Origin of the sequence: Pseudoclavibacter terrae (assembly GCF_008831075.1) — a bacterium.
GTDB classification, from domain to species: domain Bacteria; phylum Actinomycetota; class Actinomycetes; order Actinomycetales; family Microbacteriaceae; genus Pseudoclavibacter; species Pseudoclavibacter terrae.
The window spans coordinates 394530-415051 of record NZ_WBJX01000003.1; the positions used below are offsets into that span (position 1 = coordinate 394530).

The window sequence follows — 20522 nt, forward strand, 5'->3', positions numbered from 1 at the left end:
CGCGTGCGGCGTCGATCAGCGCGGACGGATGCTGGCCGACGTCTCGAGAAGCCTCGGCGCCTCGAGACGATACAGCCCCCACGTGCCGCTGCGCTCATAGCTGAGGTACCCGCCGTCGACGAGGACCCGCAGGTGGTGCGAGGCCGTGGACTGCGCGCATCCGAGAGCAGCCACTAGCTCGGTCACCGTCGTCGGCCGATCGGGATTCGCCGCGACGAGCGAGAGGATGCGCAGCCTTGTCGGGTCGGCGAGCACCTGGAGTCCGTGGGCGAGCGCGTTGGCGCTCGCAGCGTCGAGCGGAGCCGCGGAAGCGGCACCGGGCCACGCGAAATCAGGAGTCGGCGTCACGACCACGCCCGCCCGCCTGCCCGAGGCGCAGCTTGGTGCACAGGTACTGCAGGGTGCGCAGCTCGTCGGCGTCGAGCGCGCTTGTCATCCGCTCCTGGATGTTGCGCATGTGGGTGCGCGCCGCGCGCGTGAACTCGGCCCGACCGTCCGGGGTGATCTCGATGAGCGTGGAGCGCAGGTCGAGCCGGTCGTCGATCTTGACGAGGAAGCCGCGCTGCACAAGGCGGTCGACGAGCCGCGACACGGACGACTGCGTGATGAGCACGTTGCGGTTCAGGTCTCGCAGGCGGATGCGCCCCTGCGGTTCGCGGACGACGTTGAAGAGTACGTCGTACTCGTTCATCGACATCGAATTGCTCGCGAACTCGCCGCGCAGCTCACGCATGATGGAGACCTGCGCACGAAACAGCGATTCCCACGCCTCTACGGGGTTGCTCGTCGTCGGCATCGGGCCTCCTGCTTCTTCGTCTCGGCAGCTTCCGTCGAGTGTACTGGCCAGTACATTGCTCGGCGGAATCCGGCGCGATGATGGGGCAGGACTGCCCTGATCCGGGTACTCCGATGCGGAGGAGGGAACGGCTCGGCGTGCGCTCAGAGGCGGTCGGGTGACTGCGCGTTCGGGTACAGCACGTCGACGTCGGCGTGCCGGTCGAAGCGGTATCCGGTTCCGCGCACCGTGCGCACGATGTCGCCGTACGCGCCGAGCTTCGAGCGGAGGCGTCGGACGTGCACGTCGATGGTGCGCTCGTTCGGTCGCTCCTCGTCGCTGTCGCGCCAGAGGATGTCGATGATCTCTGTGCGGTCGACGGTGCGGCCCTCGCGAAGCACCAGCGCCTGGAGGAGCTCGAACTCCTTGTAGGTGAGGCCGGCGTTCTCGCCGGAGACGCTCACGCGCTTGCGGGTCGTGTCGATCGTGACGCCCTCCGCCGGGTCCGGCTGGTGGTCCTCCTCGACGCCGCGCGCGGCCAGCGCCTGCGGGTCCTGGAGCGCGAGGCGAACGACCTCGACGTCGCGACCTCCCGCGCCCTTGGGGGCGAGCGCCACGGCGGCGTGCGTCTCAGCATGCGGCGCAACCTCGGCCGTGACGCGCTTGAGCGCCTCGACGAGCTCGGTGAGCGTCGTTCCGTCGAGGTTGGCTTTGGCCTCGTCGAGGCCGACGTAGAGAACGAAACCGCGCGCCTCTGGCGCGGCGGAGACCGCCTGGACGTAGGCGGGGCGGGGGGTTTCTGGGATCTGGGTCACGGCATTCAGGGTGCGGGGGCGGCGGAAGTCGGTTGCGAGAGACATTGGGTGAAGTCCTTTGGGGTGATGATGCTCGAGGCGCCCGCGTGCAGGCGGGGCCGGTTCGCGACGGTTCGCGAACGATGCCGAGGGGCTGGAGCCTCAGCGGGGTGCGACCGGGTGCAGAGAGCAGTGCGGTCAAGCTGGCCCAGGGGGCGCAGTGTTCCTTCTTCGAGAGAGAGCTTCACGGAGAAGGGGGCAAAGAATGCGGCGACTCGACGAGCAGAATTCGGAGTCAGCGACACATTCGACAGGACATCGCGGTGCTGGGCATCATCATGCCAGCGGTTCCCGTCGCCGAAAAGGCGGTCAGGGTGCGCGATGGGTTCGTCATGCGGCCAGTATGTTTCTTCGTGACCGCGCATGTCAACAGATGACGCGAAGTTTATTCCGCGACACCGTAGAGGCGGTCGCCCGCGTCGCCGAGGCCAGGGACGATGAAGCCGTCTTCGTTCAGGCCCTCGTCGAGCGCTCCGACGACGACGGTGACGTTCCGGTCCGCGAACGCCTCGCGCATCCGCTCGATGCCCTCGGGGGAAGCGACGATGCAGATCGCCGTCACGTCGACCGCGCCTGCGTCGAACAGGAAGTCGATCGCGGCGACAAGTGAACCGCCGGTGGCGAGCATCGGGTCGAGCGCGAAGCACTGTCGGTTCGCGAGATTCTCGGGAAGACGCTTCGCGTAGGTCTCCGGCTGCAGCGTCTCCTCGTTGCGGCGCATCCCGAGGAAGCCGACCTCGACGTTCGGGACGAGCTTGAGGAAGCCGTCGAGCATGCCAAGGCCAGCGCGGATGATCGGCACGACCAGCGGGACGGGGTCGGTCATGCGCAGCCCCGTGGTCTTGGCGACGGGCGTCTGCAGTTCGTAGGATTCCGTGCGCACGTCGCGGGTCGCCTCGTAGCTGAGCAGCGTCACCAGCTCCTCGACAAGCGAGCGGAACTGCTGCGACGAGGTCCTCTCGTCCCGCAGCACCGAGAGCTTGTGGGTGATGAGCGGGTGGTCGGCTACGTGCAGGCGCATGAAATACAGAGTAACGAAGCCGGAGGCATCCCGGTGACATCCGCGCGGACCCGCAGCCCCGGCGGTGGGAAGATGGGCAGCGTGTCACTCCACGTCGACGAGCGCCTGCACGAGCTCATGGGAATCGCCCTTGGCGAGGCAGAACTGGCGCTCGCGAGCGGGGACGTGCCCATCGGGGCCGTCGTCACCGACGCATCCGGCGCCGTCATCGCGACCGCTCACAACGAGCGCGAGCTGACCGGCGACCCGACCGGCCACGCCGAGGTGCTCGCCCTGCGCCGCGCCGCGGAGCGGCTCGGTACGTGGCGGCTCGACGGATGCACGCTCGTCGTCACGCTCGAGCCGTGCGCCATGTGCGCTGGCGCGATCCTCTCCGCCCGCATCGGCACCCTCGTCTACGGCGCCTGGGACGACAAGGCGGGCGCCGTCGGGTCGCGGTACGACCTCGTGCGAGATCGACGGCTGCCAGAACGGGCGGTCGTCATCGCGGGCGTGCGCGAGGCGGAGTGCGGGGCCCTCGTGCGGGGCTTCTTCCGCGACTGACTCTCGAGCGCTCCGGCTAGTCGACGGAGCGGATGACGATCGACTCGGTGCTCACGTGCACGTTGTGGCGTTCCGTCACGTCCGGCTCCACGAAGATCGCCTCCGCGTGAGGCGCCGCCTCACGGACGAGGGCGCGCAGCTGGGCGAGGACCGGGGGAAGGTCGAGCACCTGGGGGAGGTTCAGCACGGAGACGCGCACGCCGACGAGCGTGACTCGGTCATCGACTTCCACGCTGCGCACCTGGAGCACTTCACCCACGTGCGGGTTTTCGAGCAGCAGTTCGCGGATGTGTGCGGCGAGTTCCGGATTCGGCACGAGTTCCCCTTCGACGGTGACGAGTAACGGCCAGCATACCGAGACCACCCTGACGTCTCTCAGAGCAGGTGCTGCATTCGGGCGTTGTCGGTGGTGCATCCGTACAATCCGGGTATGACGGCACTGACTTACGCGTTCCTCGGCGGCGGCAACATGAACGGCGCGATCCTGCGCGGGCTGCTGGATGCGCCCCTCGGCGAGGGTGCGCGCGTCCACGTCACGACGAGGTCGGCGGCTTCCGCCGCCGCCGCTGAGAGCGACGACCGGGTCACGACGACGGCGCTCGAGAACGAGCCGCGTGCGAACCTGGCCGCAGTCGAGCACGCGGACGTCGTCGTCCTGGGCGTCAAGCCCTATCTCATCGGCGAGCTCCTCGACGAGATCGCGTCCTCGCTCAAGCCGGATGCAGTGGTCATCTCCGTGGCCGCCGGCGTGCGCCTCGAGAGCCTGGCCGCCCGGCTGCCGGAGGGCGCCCAGATCGTCAGGTCGATGCCCAACACGCCCGCGAGCATCGGGCTCGGGGTGACGGGCCTTGCCGCCAACGCGTCGACGAGCGAGCAGTCGCTGGCCGTCGCGGTCGCGCTCTTCGAGAGCGTCGGACGCGTCGCCACCGTCGACGAAGACCGCATCGACGCGCTCGCGGCCGTCTCCGGCTCGGGGCCTGCTCACGTGTTCCTGCTGATCGAGCAGTACCTCGAGGCGACGAAGCGCCTGGGCTTCGATGAGGACCTCGCCAGGGAGCTGGTGGTCGGCACGTTCGAGGGAGCCGTCGGCATGGTCGTGCGCGACCCGGACACCGAGCCGGCCGAGCTGCGCCGGCGCGTGACCAGCCCGAACGGCACCACCGAGCGCTCCGTCGCTGAGTTGCAGGACGGCGACCTCGCGGGTCTCTTCGAGCGTGCGTTCGCCGCGAACCAGCGACGCTCGGCCGAGCTCGCCGCCGAGAACTCCTGAGCACCACACGCTTCGCCCGCACGGCGGCGGGCACTGGGGCAAGGGATGCGTAGGCTTGATGACTTGAACGAACAGCGGGAGGGGCGGCCATGAGCGGTCGGAAGCACGTCTTCACGGAAGACCTGTACCTCGTGCTCGGCGTCTCCCGCAGCGCGTCCTTCGAGGAGATCCGGCGAGTCGGGCGCGCACGGCAACGTGAGTCGCATCCCGACCTCGGCGGCAGCTCCGACGACTTCGTGCGGGTCCGCCTCGCGGTCGAGGTGCTCACCGAGGAGAGCACTCGCCAAGAGCATGACGCCTGGCTCTCCGGCGGCGGCTCGCGGCGTGTCCGCTCGCAGCAGCGGACCCAGTGGGCTCCGACGAGCAGACGCTCGGCCGGCGGGGGTGGTCGATTCCGCACGCCACCGCGCTCCGGGGCGACGAAGGAGTCCGCCACCTCAGCCCCGCGCCGCAGCGCGCACGCGGAACCCGCGACCCGCGACGCCCCGCCTCCTGCCCGCATCCCGGCCCAGAGCTTCGACGTCCGGCGCATGGCCTGGTTCCGCACCCGCTGGCCGGAGCACCCCGTGTACTGGCCGCCGGCTGTGGCCGCGACGCGTCCGTTCACGCGCCGCGAGCTGACGGCAGTGTCGGTGCACGCCGCCATCGTCATCGTCGGCGCGCTGCTCCTCGTGCTCGACGTGTCGTTCGCTCGGCTCACCGTTCCCACGTTCGGGCCAGGCATCGAGCCGACGATGTGGCCGGCCGTGCTCCTCTACGTGGGATTGAGCGCTGCCTGGCTCGCCCTGCGTCTCAGAGTCCGCGCGAACCGCTGGGCGCTGGCCATGTGGCTCGCGACCCTCGTGATCGCCATCGCGGCGAGCGTGCTGTCTGCGACCCTCGGCGTCATGTCCCTGTTCGCCACGACGGCCGGCATGCAGAACCCGGCCTTCGCGAGCCTGCTCGTGCAGGCCGCCATCTACCTCGCCGCGGCCGTGTCCGGCTACTTCGCGTGGTCGGGTCTCGCTCAGCGACGCGTCGCGGTCACCAGGGAGCGGCTGCTGGTGCAGCTCGCCAACGAGTCAGCCCCGCCTGCCGGCGGTGGCAGGCGGGTCTGGGGCGAGCCTGGCCAGACGGCCATGGATGCGGGTGGCACTGCGGGCGGGACGAACCCCATGCGCGCGTTCCTCGCCCAGCGCTCCGTCGGCGAGCCGCTCGCTCAGCTTCTCCGCATCCCCGGCGTTCGAGTCGTGCACGGGCTGCGCGTCCCCGGCCAGAATGCCGGTTCGATCGCGCACGCCATCGTCAGCGGTCGCCGGGTCGCGCTCGTCGACGACGAGCTGTGGGCGCCCGGCACGTACGGCATCTCGCGTGACGGTGAGCTCACCCACAACGGCGTCGCCTTCTCCTCACCTGCCGCCGAGTTCCCGCACGCCGTCGAGCGCTTCCACGAGCTGTTCGGCGAGATGTCCGAGGTGCGCGGCTGGATGACGGTGGTCGCGGAACGCGAGGGGCCCCTCGAGGTCGACAACGCGCTCACCTGGCAGCGAGTGCGCCTCGCGACGACGGAGTCGCTGCTGCGCGAAGTCGGCGACTGGCTCGCCGGCGACGGCAACCGGGTCGACCGGCTGCTGCTGCGCGACCTGATCGCGCACAAGCGCTGACCCGGGCTCGGCAGGGCCTCCGTCGCGCAGCCGACACCCGGCGGAACGGAATCAGTCGTGCGGCCGATCCCACGGCATCCGCCGCTGAGTAGCGTCGAAGCATGAGCAACCACAGCATGACTCCGACCCCGACCGGCAGTGCTCCGCTCACCGAGCAGCGCGCCTCCGGCAGCAGCAGACTCACGTACGACCACGCGCTGAGCCCGATCGGTCGCGGAAAGGGCTGGTGGAGGGGCGTTCTCTTCATCGCGTTCCTCGTGGCCGGGTTCTTCGCGACGTCGTTGACCATCGGCCTGATCGGGTTCGGTATCTCGGCGCTCACCGGCGAGCTCACCGAGGCGCAGATGACGGCGATGATGGAAACCGGCGTCGTCCCGATGACGCCCTCGATCTTCGTCACCAACAACCTCGCGCTCGCGGCCCTCCTCCCGCTCGCCTACCTCGGCCAGCGGATGCTGTTCGGCGTCCGGCCGGGCACCATCTCGTCGGTGACGGGCCGCTTCCGCTGGTCCTGGTTCCGCAAGCTCGCGCTGGTGATCGTTCCGGTCTTCGCCGTCTACTCGGCCGCGCTCTTCCTGCTCGAGCCAGCCGAGCTCAACATCGACGGCACCGCGATGCTCATGCTCGCGTTCGTGCTGCTCACGACGCCCTTCCAGGCCGCAGCTGAGGAGTATGTGGCGCGCGGCGGCTTCCAGCGCGCCGCCGGCTCATGGTTCGCTGGCCCACAGCTGTCCTTCATCGTCGGAACCGCCGTCTCCGCAACGCTCTTCTGCCTCGCGCACGGCGCGGGCGACTGGTGGCTCATCGGGTACTACTTCTTCTTCGGCGTGATCATGTCGGTCACCGTCAAGTACACGGGCGGGCTCGAGAGCGCCGTGCTCATCCACGCGTCGAACAACGTCATGCTGTTCATCCCGGCCGTGCTCACCGGCCAGCTCAGCGAAGGCATCGACCGCTCTGCGGGGGCGGGTGGCCCGATCATGCTCCTCCCTGCCGCGTTCCTGGCCGTCGTCGCCGCCTTTGTCATCTGGCGCGCGAAGAAGGAGGGCATCGAGACCACGACGGCCCCGCTCGTCACCGCCAAGCAGCGTCGCGAGGCCGAGGCTCGGGCCGCCTACGAACTGCATGCCCAGCAGCAGGCGCAGCTCGCCCAGCAGGCCGCGCAGCAGCCCATGCAGACCTACGGCGGCACTCCCAGCCACGCGTACGGGCAGGTCCCGAGCCAGCCGCAGCCTGGTTCTCCTCCTCCGGCGGACACGACCGGGGGACGCGACTAGCGCCGGTCGAGCTCCGCGAGCGGTCGGGCACGACGAAGCCCCTCGAGATGGAACCAGCGTCCATCCGAGGGGCTTCCTCGTGTCAGTGCTCAGAACCCGCCGCGAACGTGATCAGCGCGCGTCGAATGCCGCTTTCGCCTCGGCCGCGAGGCTCGGCTCCCGGAACACGGCGAGGGCCGTGGCCGCGAGCATGGCCGCGCCATCTGCGATCGTCGCTGAGGCGGTCGGGCCGTCTGCGGCCTCGGCGAACTCCCTCGTGTGCGTCACGCCGTCGGGAATGAGCTGGATCATCGGGTGGATCGATGGGACGACGTGGCTGACGTTGCCCATGTCGGTGGACCCCGTGATGGGCTCCTCCGTGACCGCCCGGCCGAGCCGCTCGTACGCCGAGTGCGCGAGATCCGCGAGCACGGGGTTCGAGATGAGCGAGTAGTAGGCGGGCGTGTTCTCCTCGATCAGGACCGAGCAGCCGGTGGCGATCGCCGCGCCCTCGAAGCAGGCACGCACCCGGGGCACGATGTCCTCGAGCAGGTGGTCGCGCTCGTTGGCGCGCACGAAGATGCGCAGCGCCGAGCGCTCCGGGATGATGTTCGGCGCCTGGCCGCCATCCGTGACGATCGCGTGCACGCGGGCATCGTCGGTCAGCTGCTGCCTGAGCAGCCCGATAGCGGTCAGCGAGAGGGTGGAGGCGTCGAGCGCATTGATGCCCGTCTCGGGGCTCGCGGCGGCGTGGCTGGCACGCCCCGTGAACGTGACGTCGAGCGCCACCCGCGACAGCGTCGATCCGCCGACCGTGTTCGTCGCAGCCGGATGCACCATGATCGCGAGGTCGATGCCGTCCAGCACCCCTCCCTCGATCATCGGGACCTTGCCAGCAGCGCCCTCTTCGCCTGGGCTGCCGATCACCACCAGGTGGGCGGGGGTTCCAGGGGCGGCCGTGAGCGCGTCCTTCAGCAGCATCCCCGCGCCGAGCCCGCTGGCCGCGATGATGTTGTGCCCGCAGGCGTGGCCGATGCCCTCCAGTGCGTCGTATTCGCAGAACACGGCGATCGTCGGGGTCTCCGCGTTCGCGTCCGGGGTCGACCATCGGCCGACGAACGCCGTGTCGAGACCGGCGAAGCCGCGTTCCACGGCGAACCCGGCCGACTCGAGCTCGGACGAGAGCCGCGCCGCGGCGTGCACCTCGGTGAAGCGGATCTCCGGGTTGGCGTGCAGGTCGGCGGCGACGTCGGCGAGCAGGGGCAGGCGGGCGGGCAGATGCGCGCCGAGCTCGTCGACGATGGCGGGCACGTGGTCGGTGCGGGTGTTCATGTTCGGTGTTCCTCCACTTGGGTCGGGGTCGGGGTCGGAGTCGGAGTCGGGTCGTGGGGCGCGCAGATCAGCCGCCCATCATGAGGGAATGGCCGGGGCCGACGGGCAGCTCGAAGAGGCCCCACACGAGCAGCTGCAGCAGCCAGACGCCCCAGATCGCGATCGTGAACGGCATGACGAGGCTGAACAGGGTGCCGAGGCCTCCCTTCGGCGCCCACTTCTGCATGAGGCCGAGGACGACCGGGAGCAGCGGGTTCATCGGCACGAGCGGGTTCGATGCGGAGTCGGTGATGCGGAACGCGGCCTGCACGTAGGCGGGGTCCACGCCGTTGAGCATGAACATGGGCACGAAGATCGGCGCGAGCAGGGTCCACAGCGCCGACCCGCTCGTGAGCAGCAGCGCTGGGACGAACACGAAGACGCTGAAGATCATGAGGCCGCCGATGCCGCCGAGCCCTGTCGCCTCCATCGCGTCCGCCCCGCCGGTGGCGAGGAGCAGGCCGATCTGCGACCACGAGAACCAGGCGATGGCCTGGGCCGCCGTGAAGATGACGACGATGAACGGCACGAGCTCCTTGACCGCATCCGTCATCATGGTGGGGACCTGCGCCCAGCTCGTGAGGGTCCCCGCGATGACGCCGTAGGTGATGCCGCCGATGAGGAACATGAAGAGGATGAAGATGGGGATGCTCGACATGAACGGCGAGCGCAGGATGGCGCCGTCCTCACCTTGCAGGGCGGAGCCCGGCAGCAGGAGGAGGACCACCAGCACCGCGAGGTAGGCGACGATCGCGACCGCCGCGATGAGGAGTGCGCGGCGCTCCTTGCTGCTGACCGGCTTCGGGTCGGAGTCGGGAGTGGGTGCGCCCGGGAGGAGCTTCGTCTCCGGGGGTACGTACGTGCCGAGCTTCGGTTCGAGGAAGCGCTGGCAGACCAGGGTGATCGTGATGGACAGGATCACGGTCGACGACGCGAAGAAGTAGTAGTTCGCGAGCACGGAGACCTCGGCGCCCGGGTCGACGATCTGCGCGGCGCTCGTCGTGATGCCGGACATGAGCACGTCGGTGCCTGCGGGGACCACGTTCGCGCTGAAGCCGGCGATGACGGCGGCATACGAGGCGATGAACCCGGCGAGCGGGTGCCGACCCGCGGCGAGGAAGGCGGCCGCGGCGAGTGGGGGCAGGATGATGACCGCCGTGTCAGACGCCAGATTGCCCATGAGGCTCACGAAGACGACCACGTACGTCACGGCCCACTTCGGTGCGGAGAGCACCGTGGCGCGCATGAAGGTGCTCAGCAGGCCCGTGCGCTCCGCGACGCCGATGCCGAGCATGACCGTGATGATGAGGCCGAACGGGGGGAACGTGATGAAGTTCTCGATCGCCGTCGAGACCGCGTAGACGAGGCCCTCCGAGGAGAGGATGCTGCGGATGGGGACGACGTCGCCGGTTGCCGGATCGATCGTCGAAGCGCCGAGCCCTGCCGCAACGGCCGAGGCGACCGCGACGAGGCCGGCGAGGATGAGGAAGAGGAAGAACGGATGCGGGAGGCGGTTGCCGATGCGCTCAACGCCGCGCAGCATCCTTCCGCTGAGTCCTGGCGCCTCCGCGAGCGTGAGCTCCGTGGTGTCAGTCCGAGTCATGAGCACTCCGATGTTCGAGGGGACTTCGCTGTCCTGAGTGTTCTGATTCTGCTTTACGGCTTTGTTACGGTGGTCGCATCTGGCCAGAAACTGGTCCAATATGTTCGATATGGATCTCCAGGTGCGAGAAGTGTCCCCGGTGCTGTCCGAATCGGACCTCGCGCTCATCGACGTCATGCAGGAGGACCCGCGGGCGCCGTGGGCGCAGATCGGTCAGACGATCGGCGTCAGCGCTCCCACCGCCCGCCGTCGCTGGGAACGGCTCCAATCTGACGACTCCGCCTGGGTCACGACGCACGTCGGCTGGAACTCCGGCGTCGTCACCGCCATCGTCGCGGTGCAGTGCAGGCCAGGGTCCGTCGAGACCGTCATCGAGGCGTTCGTCACGCATCCGCGGGTCGTGACGATCGCCGAGATCACCGGCGACCACGACCTCATGCTCACCGTCCTCGTCCCTGACGTGCACGAGCTGCGCCGGTTCCTCCGTCTCGGCCTGACCTCGCACGCCGACGTCGCACGCATGCGCACCATGCTCGTGACGCGGATGTTCCTGGACGGCTCGCACTGGCGATCGGGGTTCGGCACGTCCTCGCGACAGGTGGAGGCCCGAGACGGCAGCACGTCCCCGTCTGCGTCGCTCTCACCCGCCCTTGCGACGGCCATCAGCATCCTCGAACGCAACGGTCGCGCGCCCAGCAGCGAGCTGGCCTCGGCGCTCGGCGTCTCGGAAGCGCACGCGAGGCGGTTCGTGCACCGCGCAGTGCGGTCCGGGCACATCGTGCAGCGCATCGACGTGCAGCTCGAGCAGCCCCGCTGGCCGTATTCGCTGGTGCTGTGGATGGTCGTCCCGGCCGGCCGCCTCTACTCGGCCGCCGCGCGCATCAGCCAGCGCCAGTCCGTGCGTGCCTGCGCGGCGCTCGCGGGAGGCAGCGCGAACCTGTACGCCATCGTCTGGCTGAGCTCACTCGCAGAAGCGCCGGACGTGGAGATGCAGATCGTGCAGGACGGTGACGTGCGCGTCGTCGAGCGCAGCATCATGCTCCACTACAGCAAGCGCATGGGGCACGTGTTCGACGGCAGCCAGCGCCGCACCGGCCACGTGCCCTGGGTCGACGGTGCGGCTACGTGAGGGCGGCGAACCGCTCCACGTCGGAAGCTGAACCCGAGACGATCACGAGGTCGTGGTTCGAGACCACGGTGTCGGCCATCGCGTAGGTGAACGGCTTGCCCGGGCTCTTCACGCCGACGACCGTCACTCGGTACTTCGTGCGCACCCCGGACTCCATGAGCGGCACCCCGCGGATCGCCTTCGGCGGGTAGAGCTTCACGAGCACGAAGTCGTCGTCGAACTGGATGAAGTCGAGCATCCGCCCCGAGAGCAGGTGCGCGATGCGCTCACCGGCCTCACGCTCCGGGTAGATGACGTGGTGCGCGCCGATGCGGCCGAGGATCTTGCCGTGCGTCGCCGACATGGCCTTCGCCCAGATCTGCGGCACCTTCAGGTCAGACAGGTTCGCTGTCACGAGCACGCTCGACTCGAGCGACGTGCCGACCGCGACGACGGCGACCGCGAACTCGTGCGCACCGATCTGCCGCAGCGCCTCGATGTTGCGCGCATCCGCCTGGACGGCGTGCGTCACGCGCTCCGCCCACTTCTGGACGAGGCCCTCGTCGGTGTCGACCGCGAGCACCTCTCGCCCCTGACGCTGCAGCTGGCCCGCAGTCGCAGCGCCGAATCGGCCGAGGCCGATGACGAGCACCGGCGCATTGTGTGGAATCGGCTCACCCAACGATGATCCTTTCTTCGGGCAGCCGGAACAGCTGCTTGTGCTCGCTGGACGCGAGGGCTGCGGCCATGGTGACCGTGCCGACGCGGCCGAGCCACATGGTGATGGAGAGAATGTACGCGCCCTGCTCCGGCAGATCGCCGGTGAGGCCCGTCGACAGGCCGCAGGTCGCGAACGCGCTGATCGCCTCGAACAGCGCCTCGTCGAACGGCACGGAGGCGAAGTGCATGAGCGAGATGGAGGAGACGGCCACGATCGTCGCGCCCCACAGCGTCACGCTGACGGCGAGGCGGAGCACGTCGTTCGGGATGCGGCGTCCGAACGCCTGGATGTCGTTGACGCCCTTGGCCTCCGCGAACGCGGCGAGGAAGAGGATGGCCAGCGTCGTGACCTTGATGCCCCCGGCGGTCGATGCGCTGCCACCACCCACGAACATCAGCATCTGCATCGCCAGCATCGTGGCGGGGTCGGCGTTCGCGAGGTCGATCGTGGAGAACCCGCCGGAGCGGGTCATGGCAGACATGAAGCCCGCCGTCATCGGACGGAACACGGGCTCCTGCGCGCCGATCGTCGCAGGGTTGTCACCCTCGAGGAAGTAGATCGCGATCGCGCCCAGCACGAAGAGCAGCACGGTCGTCGACAGCGTCAGCTTCACGTGCACGGAGATGCGCTGCCTCGTCTTCACCCAGCGCGTGAGCGCGAAGATGACGGGGAAGCCGAGGCTGCCGAGGAACACTGCGGTCGCGAGGCAGGTGAGCATCCACGCATCCGTCGCGAACGGCTCGATGCCGGTGCTCGTCGGCATGAAGCCCGTGTTGGTGAAGGCCGAGGTCGCCCAGAAGAAGCCGTCCAGGATCGCGTCCCACAGTGGCTCACCGGCGATGAGGAGGCGCGGGATGATGAGCAGCGCGACGCACGTCTCGATGATGACGAGCGAGATCGCGACCGTCGCGAGGATGCCGCCGATGTCGCCGAGCTTCACGGCCTGCGACTCGGAGACCGGGCCAGCGTGCGTGCGCAGGGCGTTGCTGTCGCTCGCGGCGACGAGCTTCTGCCGCAGGCCGAGGCGCCGCGTGACGATCGCGCCCATGATGCTCGCCAGCGTGAGCACGCCGATCGCGCCCACCTGCATGCCGAGGAACACCATGAAGTGTCCGAACCCGGACCAGTGCGTCGCCATGTCGACCACGGAGAGGCCCGTGACGCAGATCGTCGAGACCGCCGTGAAGAGCGCCTCGTGGAACGGAGTGACCGTTCCGTCTGCTGACGAGATCGGCAGCATGTAGATCGTCGTCCACAGCAGGATGATGCTCGTGAAGATGATCACCGCGAACCGTGACGGCGTGTGGTGGGCGAAGTCGTCGATCTTCCGGCCGACCGCGGAGACGATGCGCCGCAGCAGCCCATCCGTGTCCACGGGAGCGGGGATGCTCGAGGCCCGCGGTGTGCGCATCACATCCCCACTTCACAGCACAGTCGACCGACGCCTCACGTGCGCGAGGCGTCGGTCATGCTACTCCTCGCGCGTGGAATCGCGAATACGTGGCACGGGATGATTCGCTCTGCACCTTGTTTCTGCAGGGCTCTGGGCCATAAGGTATTCAACTGACACTCACTTCACTTCCGTAACGCGCGGATCATCCGTCACCTTGGAGCTGCAACACATGGCAAACGACCTGTCTGATGTGCGGTTCCTGACCGTTGCCGAGGTGGCAGAGCTCATGCGGGTCTCGAAGATGACGGTGTACCGACTTGTGCACTCCGGTGAACTTCCCGCGGTGCGGTTCGGCCGCTCGTTCCGGGTGCCGGAGTCGGCAGTCTCCGAGGCCATCAAGCAGTCCGGCCGCGGAGACGAGTTCGGTCAGCACACCGCCTGAGTCTTCCTGGACCCTGAGTTGTTGTCGGACACAGGGTTACCGGCAGGTGACGTGTAAGCTGACGCCAGCGATGCCGCAGCCCACCGCTGCGCGCACCTCGTACTTGTAGATAAAGGATGTTCCTATGGGTTCAGTAGTCAAGAAGCGCCGCAAGCGCATGGCGAAGAAGAAGCACCGCAAGCTGCTTCGCAAGACTCGCCACCAGCGTCGCAACAAGAAGTAGTCGCGACGACGCAGAGCGCCGGGCCCTCGGGTCAGGCGTTTTCTGCGTTAAAGCGCGGGTTTGCTGCGGCCGGGAGCGCGCTTGTGGTGGCTCCCCGCGCGCCTTGACGACCACAACGCCGCTCTCGTCCGCGTGGTCTCTGCGAGACTCGAGGGCATGACGGATGCGCGCGTTCCGACGATCACCTTCCTGGGCAAGCCGGGCTGCCACCTCTGCGAGGAGGCGGAGCCGGTGGTGCGGGAGGTCGCCGCCCGCCACAGCGCTGAGCTGTCGGTGCTGAGCATCCTCGACGACGCAGCGCTGCAGCAGCGCTTCGGCGAGCTCATTCCGGTCGTGCTCATCGATGGCGAGCAGCACTCGCAGTGGTTCGTCGAGGCTGAGCGGCTGGATGCGGCGGTGGCTGCCGCCGCTGCTCGGCGGTGAGCACGGGCTGGAGCTGCCCGCGCCTGAACAGCGGCTTCAGCCTGCGAGCGCGGGCTCGGTGCTGACTCGGCAGACGACGTCGCCGAGGCGGAGGCGGGCTCCGCTCGGCACGCGGTAGACGACGCCCGGCGAGAATGCCGAGTCGCCGGCGCCGCTGAGGTGCACTCCGTGCGTCGAGTGGTAGTCGGTGACGAGGATGCGGCCGGCCCGGTCGAGGTCCACGAGCGCGTGGGTGCGCGACACGGTGTTGTCTCGACTGTCGACGCGGACCGGGATGCGTCCGTCGACGGGCGACGGGTTGCGGCCGACGGCGGCGCTGCCGGCCAGCACTGCGCGGGAGCTGTCGTCGAACTCGATGACGAGGGCCCTGGGCGCGGCCGTCGACCGTGCCGCCGTTCGGCGCGATGACCGCCGCGGCCGGTGTTCGGTTCCAGGCCCGGGCATTGGCGTTGGCTCGGTGGTCGGCTCGGTCTGCGGCTCGGTCTTCGTCTCCGGTCCGGTCTTCGTCTCGGTTCCGATGGCTTGCGCGAGCTCCGGTGCTCGTGCCGTCCCGGGATCCAGCCTCCTGCTCGGTGCTGTGGTCGCCGCCTGCGAGGATGCCCGACGCAGCGCCCGGCGCCCGGCGCGTGGCTCACTGATGACCGGCTGGTCGGGTTCAGTGTCGGCGCGCCTCCGCAGGGCGATGCCGTAGCGGAGCAGCGGCTCTGGCGTGCCGCAGCGCCGGCAGCGAGTCTCGGCTGCCGTCGCGATTGCGGCGCAGGCAACGCACGTGCCCACGATGGCCGTGAGCTCGGGTTCGCTCCCCGCATCGTTCTGCGGCAGTCCGTCTGCTCGGATCGCCCGGATGGCCCCCGATGGGTGCACGGCGAACTCCTGCATCCGGTTCTCCTCGTGCAGCTCGAGTCGGATCGCGCGGGCGATGGTCTGCGCGAGGCGCGTGCACCGGGCGACGACGGATGCATGCGCGGCGTCGCGATCGTCGGCGGAGATCTCAGCTGGGGTCGAGTTCCAGGACAGCATGCCGCCGCCACGCGCGTCGATGCGCGCGGTGACACGCGGCCAGGTGGGCACGGCTTCGCCCGGCTCCGGTTCGCGACGCGTGCGCCTCCCCGCCATCAGAAGCTCACTCCGCGCGCGTCGAGGAACGGAAGCGGATCGGCGCGTTCGCCGTCGACGAGCACTTCGAAGTGGAGGTGGCAGCCGGTGGACTGGCCGCTTGTGCCCGTGACGCCGATCTGCTGACCGGCGGTGACGACCGCCCCAACTCCGACGAGGTAGCCGTCAGCTTCCATGTGGAGGTATTTCGTGACGAGCCCCCCGCCGTGGTCGACTCGGATCGTGCCGTTCCCGGAGCTGTCGGGTTCGGCTTCGACGACGGTCCCGGACTGCGCGGCCCAGATCTGCCCGCCGCAGCCGCCCGCCGCGAGATCGATGCCGTTGTGCATGCGCCATTCGAAGTCGGTCGGGTGGAACCGGTTCCCGAACGTGTCGGTGAGCGCGCCGGCACCGGGTGCGGCCCAGCCCGAGGGGCTCAGGATCGCGGCGCTGCCGCTGCCGCTGCCGCTGCCACCGGAGCCGGCGGCAGCCGCGCTTGCCGCCCCACAGCCGCCGTCCGCGTCCGCACTGGCTCCGGCGGTCGGGGGAGTTCCCGTGCCAAGCCCCGTGCTGGTTCCGCTGATGGTCTCGCTCACGGTGACGGCCGCCTGCCAGTACTTCGCATAGTGCTGCGGGTCGGCGTTTCCCTGGACGCGATGTGCGGCCTCCGACGGCGCGAGCGCGTCGCGCTCGGCGACTGCGAGCAGCGCGGTGAAGAAGCTGCTGGCGCTTGCGTGCGGATCCATTCGGTCGGCGTAGCTCCCCCACGCGCCGTTGTCGCGTTGCTGAAAGAGCCCCCGTGAGTCGGGACCGGCCGCGTCGCCATGGTCGAGCACCTGCAGGGTCGACTCGCCGATGGCGGTCATGACCCCGATGACCTGGTCGCGGACCCCGAGACCGGCCTCGCGGCCCGCGGTCAGGATGTGCGCGGCATTCGAGAGCTGAGCGCCAGCGAACTCGGCCGGCTCGCCGTCGATCGTGGTGCTGACGGTGAGGCCCGACGCCGAGGCCGGGTCGGCATCGATGGCACCGGCGGCGCCCCCAGACCCGCCCGTGCTGGTTCCCGGAGCGGTGCCGAGCGGAACGATGGGCACCGAGAACCCGGAGGTGGCGCAGGCCGCCACGCTCGCGAGCGATGTGCTCGCGATGGTCGTGAGCACCAAGGCCCCGAGCAGCAGTGCCGGCGCGAGCAGGATCGCGATCGTGCCGACCAACCATGCACCGGCTCGCGAGCTCACGAGGCTCCGTCCGGTGGTGCGATCTGGCTGACGAGCCAGGGCCCGGATCCGTCGCGCACGAGCAGGAGCCGGTACGAACCGCCGCCTGTCGGGACATCGACGTGGGCGAGGTAGCCGCTGGCGTCGCGTTCCACCGCGATCTGTCCATCGGCTGTCACCGCAGGGATGGACGCCGGGTCGACAGAGCTCAGCGCCGCGACCGCCGCCGCGGTGAGGTGGGGCTCGAGCGCCTCGAGCCAGTCCCGCTGGGAGTCGTCGCGACGCAGGTAGGCGCTCATGGCGGCGGACGCGACGCCGATCGCCGCGGCATCCGACCCGTCATCGTGTGTCGGCGAGGGCTCCGGGGCCTCCGCTTCGATGTGCTCGTCCTGCGACCCGTCGGCGGGCTCAGGCGGCCGATCCGTCGGCGCCAGTCGGCTCGGCGGTGTCGTCGGCGGCCCGTCGGCTGGCGAGCATCCGCTCACTCCCAGGGCCAGTGCTGCCAGCGCAGCGATTGCGATCTTCTGGCGCATCGAGCACCCCTTCCCAGCCACAGCGCGGCTGCGGCGAGCACCAATCTAGGTCGCTCGGAGCGGCCAGGCTTCGGCCTGTGGATAACTCTCGGTGGCCACCTGGGCCGTGCGTAGAGTCCATTCCTGTACCGAGCCGGCACCAACACCGACGAGCCATCTGAGGGCGTCGACGGTTCGGCTCGGACACCGGGGCGAGACACGGCGCGGAGCCTCGAGCGCGTGTGGTCCGACCCCGGTGCTGCCAGACCTCGCCTGCGTGGGGTCGCTCTTCGGCGCGCGTTGTCGCGCCTTCATCTCGACAGGAGACCTCTGATCATGACGACCCTCGCACTCGCGATTTTGCTCGACACCACCGCGCACCTGGTGACGCTGCCCGACCCCGACCCCGTGCAGCCTCCGGGGACGGAGGGCCTCACGACGCTGCTCGGCTGGGTGAAGTGGATCGGGCTCGCGGTGTGCGTGCTCGGCCTCATCGCCGCCGGCACGATGATGGCGATCCAGTCGCGCAGAGGCGAGGGCGGCGAGCACGCGGGCAAGATCGGCATGGCGCTCGGCGGGGTCATCATCATCTCGGCGGCGACGAGCCTCGTCGGCTTCTTCGTCTGACGTGCGGCGGGCGAGCATCATGCCGAACAGCAGACCGAGACCGCGCCGATCTGCCCGCCTCAGCTCCGGAACGCCCTCGGGGCGCCCCGGGTTCGTCGTGGCCGCGCTCGGCGTCGCGCTGCTGGTGGTGGCCGGTGTCGTCGTCTCGGTCCTGGCGGCGTTCGGGGGTGAGGCTCCCGGTGGGGGTGAAGACGCGCCGGCCGAGCTGGCGAGGTCCACTCCAACGCTCGACGCACGCGCCGATCCCCGGCCTGCCGGTGCTGGCGACACGCTGTCACCCAGCCGCTGCGGGCTGTCCGAACCCGGTGCGCCTGACCCTGCCGAGTCGGAGGAGTGGCGGCTCGCGATCGCGCCCGAGACCAGCTGGCGGGATGTCGACGTGAACCTCGCCCCGAGCGCACCGGCCACGGGTCCGGGGGAGACCCACGAGGCAGGGTTCGCCTCCTGCTTCCAGCGTTCGCCGGAGGGGGCGCTGTTCGCCGCCGCGAACTTCCTCGTGCAGTCGAACACGGCGGGTCTCCGGGGCCCGCTCCTCGACCATGCCCTGGCACCTGGCCCCCATCGAGATGCGCTCCTCGCAGCGTCGAAGTCGGGGGCAGAGTCGGGCTCCTCGGGTGAGCTCATCCGACTCCAGATCGTGGGCTACCGGATGCTCGCCTTCGACGGACAGACCGCGCGCGTCGACGTCGCCCAGCGCGTCACGGTCGATGGCGCGAGCAACTTCATCGCCGCCGTCGTCGACCTCGAGTGGGTCGACGGCGACTGGCGGATCCCGACCGACGACCCGCACCCCGTGCGCATGCAGGCGCTCGGCGACGTCGGCGGCTACGTGCGGTGGGGTGCCTGATGGCTGACTGCGGACTCGGCGACTTCGAGTGCTATTCGAAGGAGATCGCCTCGACGGTGTGGAGCCGAACGCGTGAGGCGCTCCAGAACGACGTCAACGAGTGGGTGGCCGAGCAGATCTCGACGCTCGGCACCATGTGGGTCGACGTGCCGACACCAGACCTCGGGACGACGGGAGCCGCGGCGGGTTCGGCTGCCGCCGCGCCGACCGGTGACGTCGAAGCGCACCTCGGCACGGTGCTCGGGTACGTCAGCTGGATCTCGGGCACGGTCGCCGTCCTCGGGCTCGTGCTCCTGGCCGTCATGGTGGGGCTCCGGATCCGCTCCGGCGATGGGGTCCCGTTCCACGGCAGACTGTTCGCGGTGCTCGCGGGCGGGGTCCTCATCGCGGGCGCCTCCTCGCTGGTGTCCGCGCTCGTCCCCACCGCCCCGGCGGCGTCGACCAACACCGCGACGTTCCTGCAGTCTTCGACGTGGTGGATCGCGGGCGTCTGCGCCATCGCCTCCGTCATGATCGGCGGCGCGCGCATGGCGTGGGAGCAGCGGGCCAGGCCGGGGCAGGAGCTTCTGAAGAGCCTGCTCACGCTGGTGGTCGTCGCGAGTGCGGGCCTCACGATCGTGTGGCTGCTCGTCCGCGCGGGGGACTCCTTCTCGACCTGGATCATCGACGAGTCGCTCGAGTGCGACCTCGACGGGGCCCCGAACTGCTTCAAGGACAACGTGGGCGTCATGCTCGGGGGCTCCGTCGCGGGCCTCGCCGGCGGTGCTGTCGGCAGCTCCGGCGGAGCGGTCGTGAGCGGCATCAGCAACGGCCTCTTCATCGGCGTGATCGTCGGTCTCGTCTCGGTGGTGCAGGTGCTGCTCATGATCGTGCGGGGCGGGATGCTCGTCATCCTCTCGGGCATCCTGCCGCTCGCCGCGTCTGCGACGAACACGGACCTCGGCAAGGGGTGGTTCCAACGCTGCGTCGCCTGGCTGACCGCCTTCATCCTCTACAAACCGGCCGCGGCGATCGTCTACGCCGCCGGTTTCCGCATGAGCGGGGCCGCCCCGTCCTCGGAGGGCAGCGCCGTCCTGACCACCTACACGGGACTCGTCATCCTCGCCCTGGCGATCGTCGCGCTCCCCGCGCTCATGCGCTTCGTGACGCCCATGGTCGGGGCGCTCGCCTCGAGCGGCGGGGGCGCATCCATCGCCAACGCGGTCGCGGACCGCGTTCCGGAGGGCGCGCGCCCCCGACCGAGCACCGCGCCACAGGGCAGCACCGCCTCGCGCGGGGCCGCTGGGGCGCCGCGAGGCGGGGCACCGACACCAGGGGCAAGGGCGACGCCGCCCAGATCCCCGTCAACGCCGGGCTCCCCAGCGCCGTCGCTCGGGCCGGCGAAAACCTCCGCCTCCCCGGGGGCGGCGTCCGGAGCAGGCGCGGCGGCGAGAGCAGGCAAGGTCGCGGGTGGTCCATACGCTGCGGCGGCGCTCACGGCCGTCCAGCCCGTGAAGAAGGCGATCCAGTACGGCACGGATGCTGCGATCACGGTCGCGGAGCGGACAACCGGAGAGGAGCCGAGCGGTGGTCGATAGC

23 protein-coding genes are annotated in these 20522 nt (G+C 69.7%); 11 read left to right on the plus strand and 12 right to left on the minus strand.

All coding sequences use genetic code 11. The annotated features are described in order from the left end of the window. Positions 1-15: 15 nt before the first annotated feature. The 4 genes from F8O03_RS11320 to upp all read right to left on the minus strand — a co-directional run bounded on the left by F8O03_RS11320 (position 16) and on the right by upp (position 2650). Entirely contained in the window at positions 16-354 is a 339-nt protein-coding gene (locus F8O03_RS11320; protein WP_151423936.1) for an ArsR/SmtB family transcription factor, read from the minus strand. Further along, entirely contained in the window at positions 332-796 is a 465-nt protein-coding gene (locus F8O03_RS11325; protein WP_104254510.1) for a MarR family winged helix-turn-helix transcriptional regulator, read from the minus strand. Before F8O03_RS11325 ends, F8O03_RS11320 begins: the two co-directional genes overlap by 23 nt. A gap of 143 nt (positions 797-939) precedes the next feature. Next, the gene (locus F8O03_RS11330; protein ID WP_151423937.1) at positions 940-1635 is read right to left on the minus strand and encodes a winged helix-turn-helix domain-containing protein; all 696 of its coding nucleotides are present in this window, start codon (positions 1633-1635) and stop codon (positions 940-942) included. A gap of 379 nt (positions 1636-2014) precedes the next feature. Beyond that, positions 2015-2650, minus strand: coding sequence for a uracil phosphoribosyltransferase (gene upp, locus F8O03_RS11335; RefSeq protein WP_151423938.1), 636 nt, complete (start codon positions 2648-2650; stop codon positions 2015-2017). 81 nt (positions 2651-2731) lie between these two features. Here upp and F8O03_RS11340 point away from each other — a divergent pair, with 81 nt between their 5' ends. Next, a complete protein-coding gene (locus F8O03_RS11340) occupies positions 2732-3193 on the plus strand; it encodes a nucleoside deaminase (RefSeq protein ID WP_333909635.1) in 462 nt (153 codons plus the stop codon). Between the two features lie 16 nt (positions 3194-3209). Here F8O03_RS11340 and F8O03_RS11345 read toward each other — a convergent pair whose 3' ends face one another. Then, positions 3210-3509, minus strand: coding sequence for a hypothetical protein (locus F8O03_RS11345; RefSeq protein WP_146079215.1), 300 nt, complete (start codon positions 3507-3509; stop codon positions 3210-3212). Positions 3510-3623: 114 nt separating this feature from the next. Here F8O03_RS11345 and proC point away from each other — a divergent pair, with 114 nt between their 5' ends. The 3 genes from proC (at position 3624) to F8O03_RS11360 (ending at position 7383) form a co-directional block, all read left to right on the plus strand. Further along, positions 3624-4463 (plus strand): pyrroline-5-carboxylate reductase, encoded by an 840-nt coding sequence (gene proC / locus F8O03_RS11350; RefSeq protein ID WP_151423939.1) that lies wholly within the window; start codon positions 3624-3626, stop codon positions 4461-4463. Between the two features lie 89 nt (positions 4464-4552). Continuing rightward, entirely contained in the window at positions 4553-6106 is a 1554-nt protein-coding gene (locus F8O03_RS11355) for a DnaJ domain-containing protein (protein WP_151423940.1), read from the plus strand. Between the two features lie 101 nt (positions 6107-6207). Further along, entirely contained in the window at positions 6208-7383 is a 1176-nt protein-coding gene (locus F8O03_RS11360; protein WP_151423941.1) for a CPBP family intramembrane glutamic endopeptidase, read from the plus strand. A gap of 111 nt (positions 7384-7494) precedes the next feature. Here F8O03_RS11360 and F8O03_RS11365 read toward each other — a convergent pair whose 3' ends face one another. Beyond that, positions 7495-8694: a M20 family metallopeptidase gene (locus F8O03_RS11365; protein ID WP_151423942.1), complete on the minus strand. Its 1200-nt coding sequence runs from the start codon at positions 8692-8694 to the stop codon at positions 7495-7497. Between the two features lie 67 nt (positions 8695-8761). Then, positions 8762-10336 (minus strand): AbgT family transporter, encoded by a 1575-nt coding sequence (locus tag F8O03_RS11370; RefSeq protein WP_151423943.1) that lies wholly within the window; start codon positions 10334-10336, stop codon positions 8762-8764. A gap of 121 nt (positions 10337-10457) precedes the next feature. Between F8O03_RS11370 and F8O03_RS11375 the strand changes: the two genes are divergently transcribed. Then, positions 10458-11465 carry an Lrp/AsnC family transcriptional regulator gene (locus F8O03_RS11375; protein ID WP_167516549.1) on the plus strand — a complete coding sequence of 336 codons (1008 nt, stop codon included), beginning with the start codon at positions 10458-10460 and terminating at the stop codon, positions 11463-11465. Here the strand turns inward: F8O03_RS11375 and F8O03_RS11380 are convergent. Both F8O03_RS11380 and F8O03_RS11385 read right to left on the minus strand, forming a co-directional pair. Continuing rightward, entirely contained in the window at positions 11458-12126 is a 669-nt protein-coding gene (locus F8O03_RS11380) for a potassium channel family protein (RefSeq protein ID WP_068478414.1), read from the minus strand. The genes F8O03_RS11375 and F8O03_RS11380 overlap by 8 nt on opposite strands. Beyond that, positions 12119-13576 carry a TrkH family potassium uptake protein gene (locus F8O03_RS11385; protein ID WP_104254520.1) on the minus strand — a complete coding sequence of 486 codons (1458 nt, stop codon included), beginning with the start codon at positions 13574-13576 and terminating at the stop codon, positions 12119-12121. Before F8O03_RS11385 ends, F8O03_RS11380 begins: the two co-directional genes overlap by 8 nt. A gap of 211 nt (positions 13577-13787) precedes the next feature. On the opposite strand from F8O03_RS11385, the gene F8O03_RS11390 reads away from it, so the two are divergent. From F8O03_RS11390 to F8O03_RS11400, 3 genes are all read left to right on the plus strand, one after another. Continuing rightward, complete coding sequence (locus F8O03_RS11390) at positions 13788-14000, plus strand: helix-turn-helix domain-containing protein (protein WP_104254521.1); 213 nt, start codon at positions 13788-13790, stop codon at positions 13998-14000. Positions 14001-14124: 124 nt separating this feature from the next. Then, the gene (locus F8O03_RS11395; protein ID WP_082775156.1) at positions 14125-14223 is read left to right on the plus strand and encodes a 30S ribosomal protein bS22; all 99 of its coding nucleotides are present in this window, start codon (positions 14125-14127) and stop codon (positions 14221-14223) included. Positions 14224-14379: 156 nt separating this feature from the next. Next, on the plus strand, positions 14380-14646 hold the full coding sequence (locus F8O03_RS11400; protein WP_151423945.1) for a glutaredoxin family protein: 267 nt from the start codon (positions 14380-14382) through the stop codon (positions 14644-14646). 36 nt (positions 14647-14682) lie between these two features. On the opposite strand, the gene F8O03_RS11405 is transcribed toward F8O03_RS11400, so the two are convergent. The 3 genes from F8O03_RS11405 to F8O03_RS11415 are packed head-to-tail and all read right to left on the minus strand — an operon-like array spanning position 14683 to position 17491. Further along, a complete protein-coding gene (locus F8O03_RS11405) occupies positions 14683-15717 on the minus strand; it encodes an FHA domain-containing protein (RefSeq protein WP_167516550.1) in 1035 nt (344 codons plus the stop codon). 44 nt (positions 15718-15761) lie between these two features. Beyond that, positions 15762-16979 (minus strand): M23 family metallopeptidase, encoded by a 1218-nt coding sequence (locus F8O03_RS11410; protein ID WP_151423947.1) that lies wholly within the window; start codon positions 16977-16979, stop codon positions 15762-15764. Further along, positions 16976-17491, minus strand: a complete 516-nt coding sequence (locus F8O03_RS11415) for a hypothetical protein (protein ID WP_151423948.1) — start codon at positions 17489-17491, stop codon at positions 16976-16978. Before F8O03_RS11415 ends, F8O03_RS11410 begins: the two co-directional genes overlap by 4 nt. 315 nt (positions 17492-17806) lie before the next feature. Here F8O03_RS11415 and F8O03_RS11420 point away from each other — a divergent pair, with 315 nt between their 5' ends. The 3 genes from F8O03_RS11420 to F8O03_RS11430 are packed head-to-tail and all read left to right on the plus strand — an operon-like array spanning position 17807 to position 20521. Then, entirely contained in the window at positions 17807-18097 is a 291-nt protein-coding gene (locus F8O03_RS11420) for a hypothetical protein (protein WP_151423949.1), read from the plus strand. Between the two features lie 19 nt (positions 18098-18116). Further along, positions 18117-18944 (plus strand): DUF8175 domain-containg protein, encoded by an 828-nt coding sequence (locus tag F8O03_RS11425; protein WP_151423950.1) that lies wholly within the window; start codon positions 18117-18119, stop codon positions 18942-18944. Next, entirely contained in the window at positions 18944-20521 is a 1578-nt protein-coding gene (locus tag F8O03_RS11430; RefSeq protein ID WP_151423951.1) for a TrbL/VirB6 family protein, read from the plus strand. Before F8O03_RS11425 ends, F8O03_RS11430 begins: the two co-directional genes overlap by 1 nt. Position 20522: the final 1 nt, after the last annotated feature.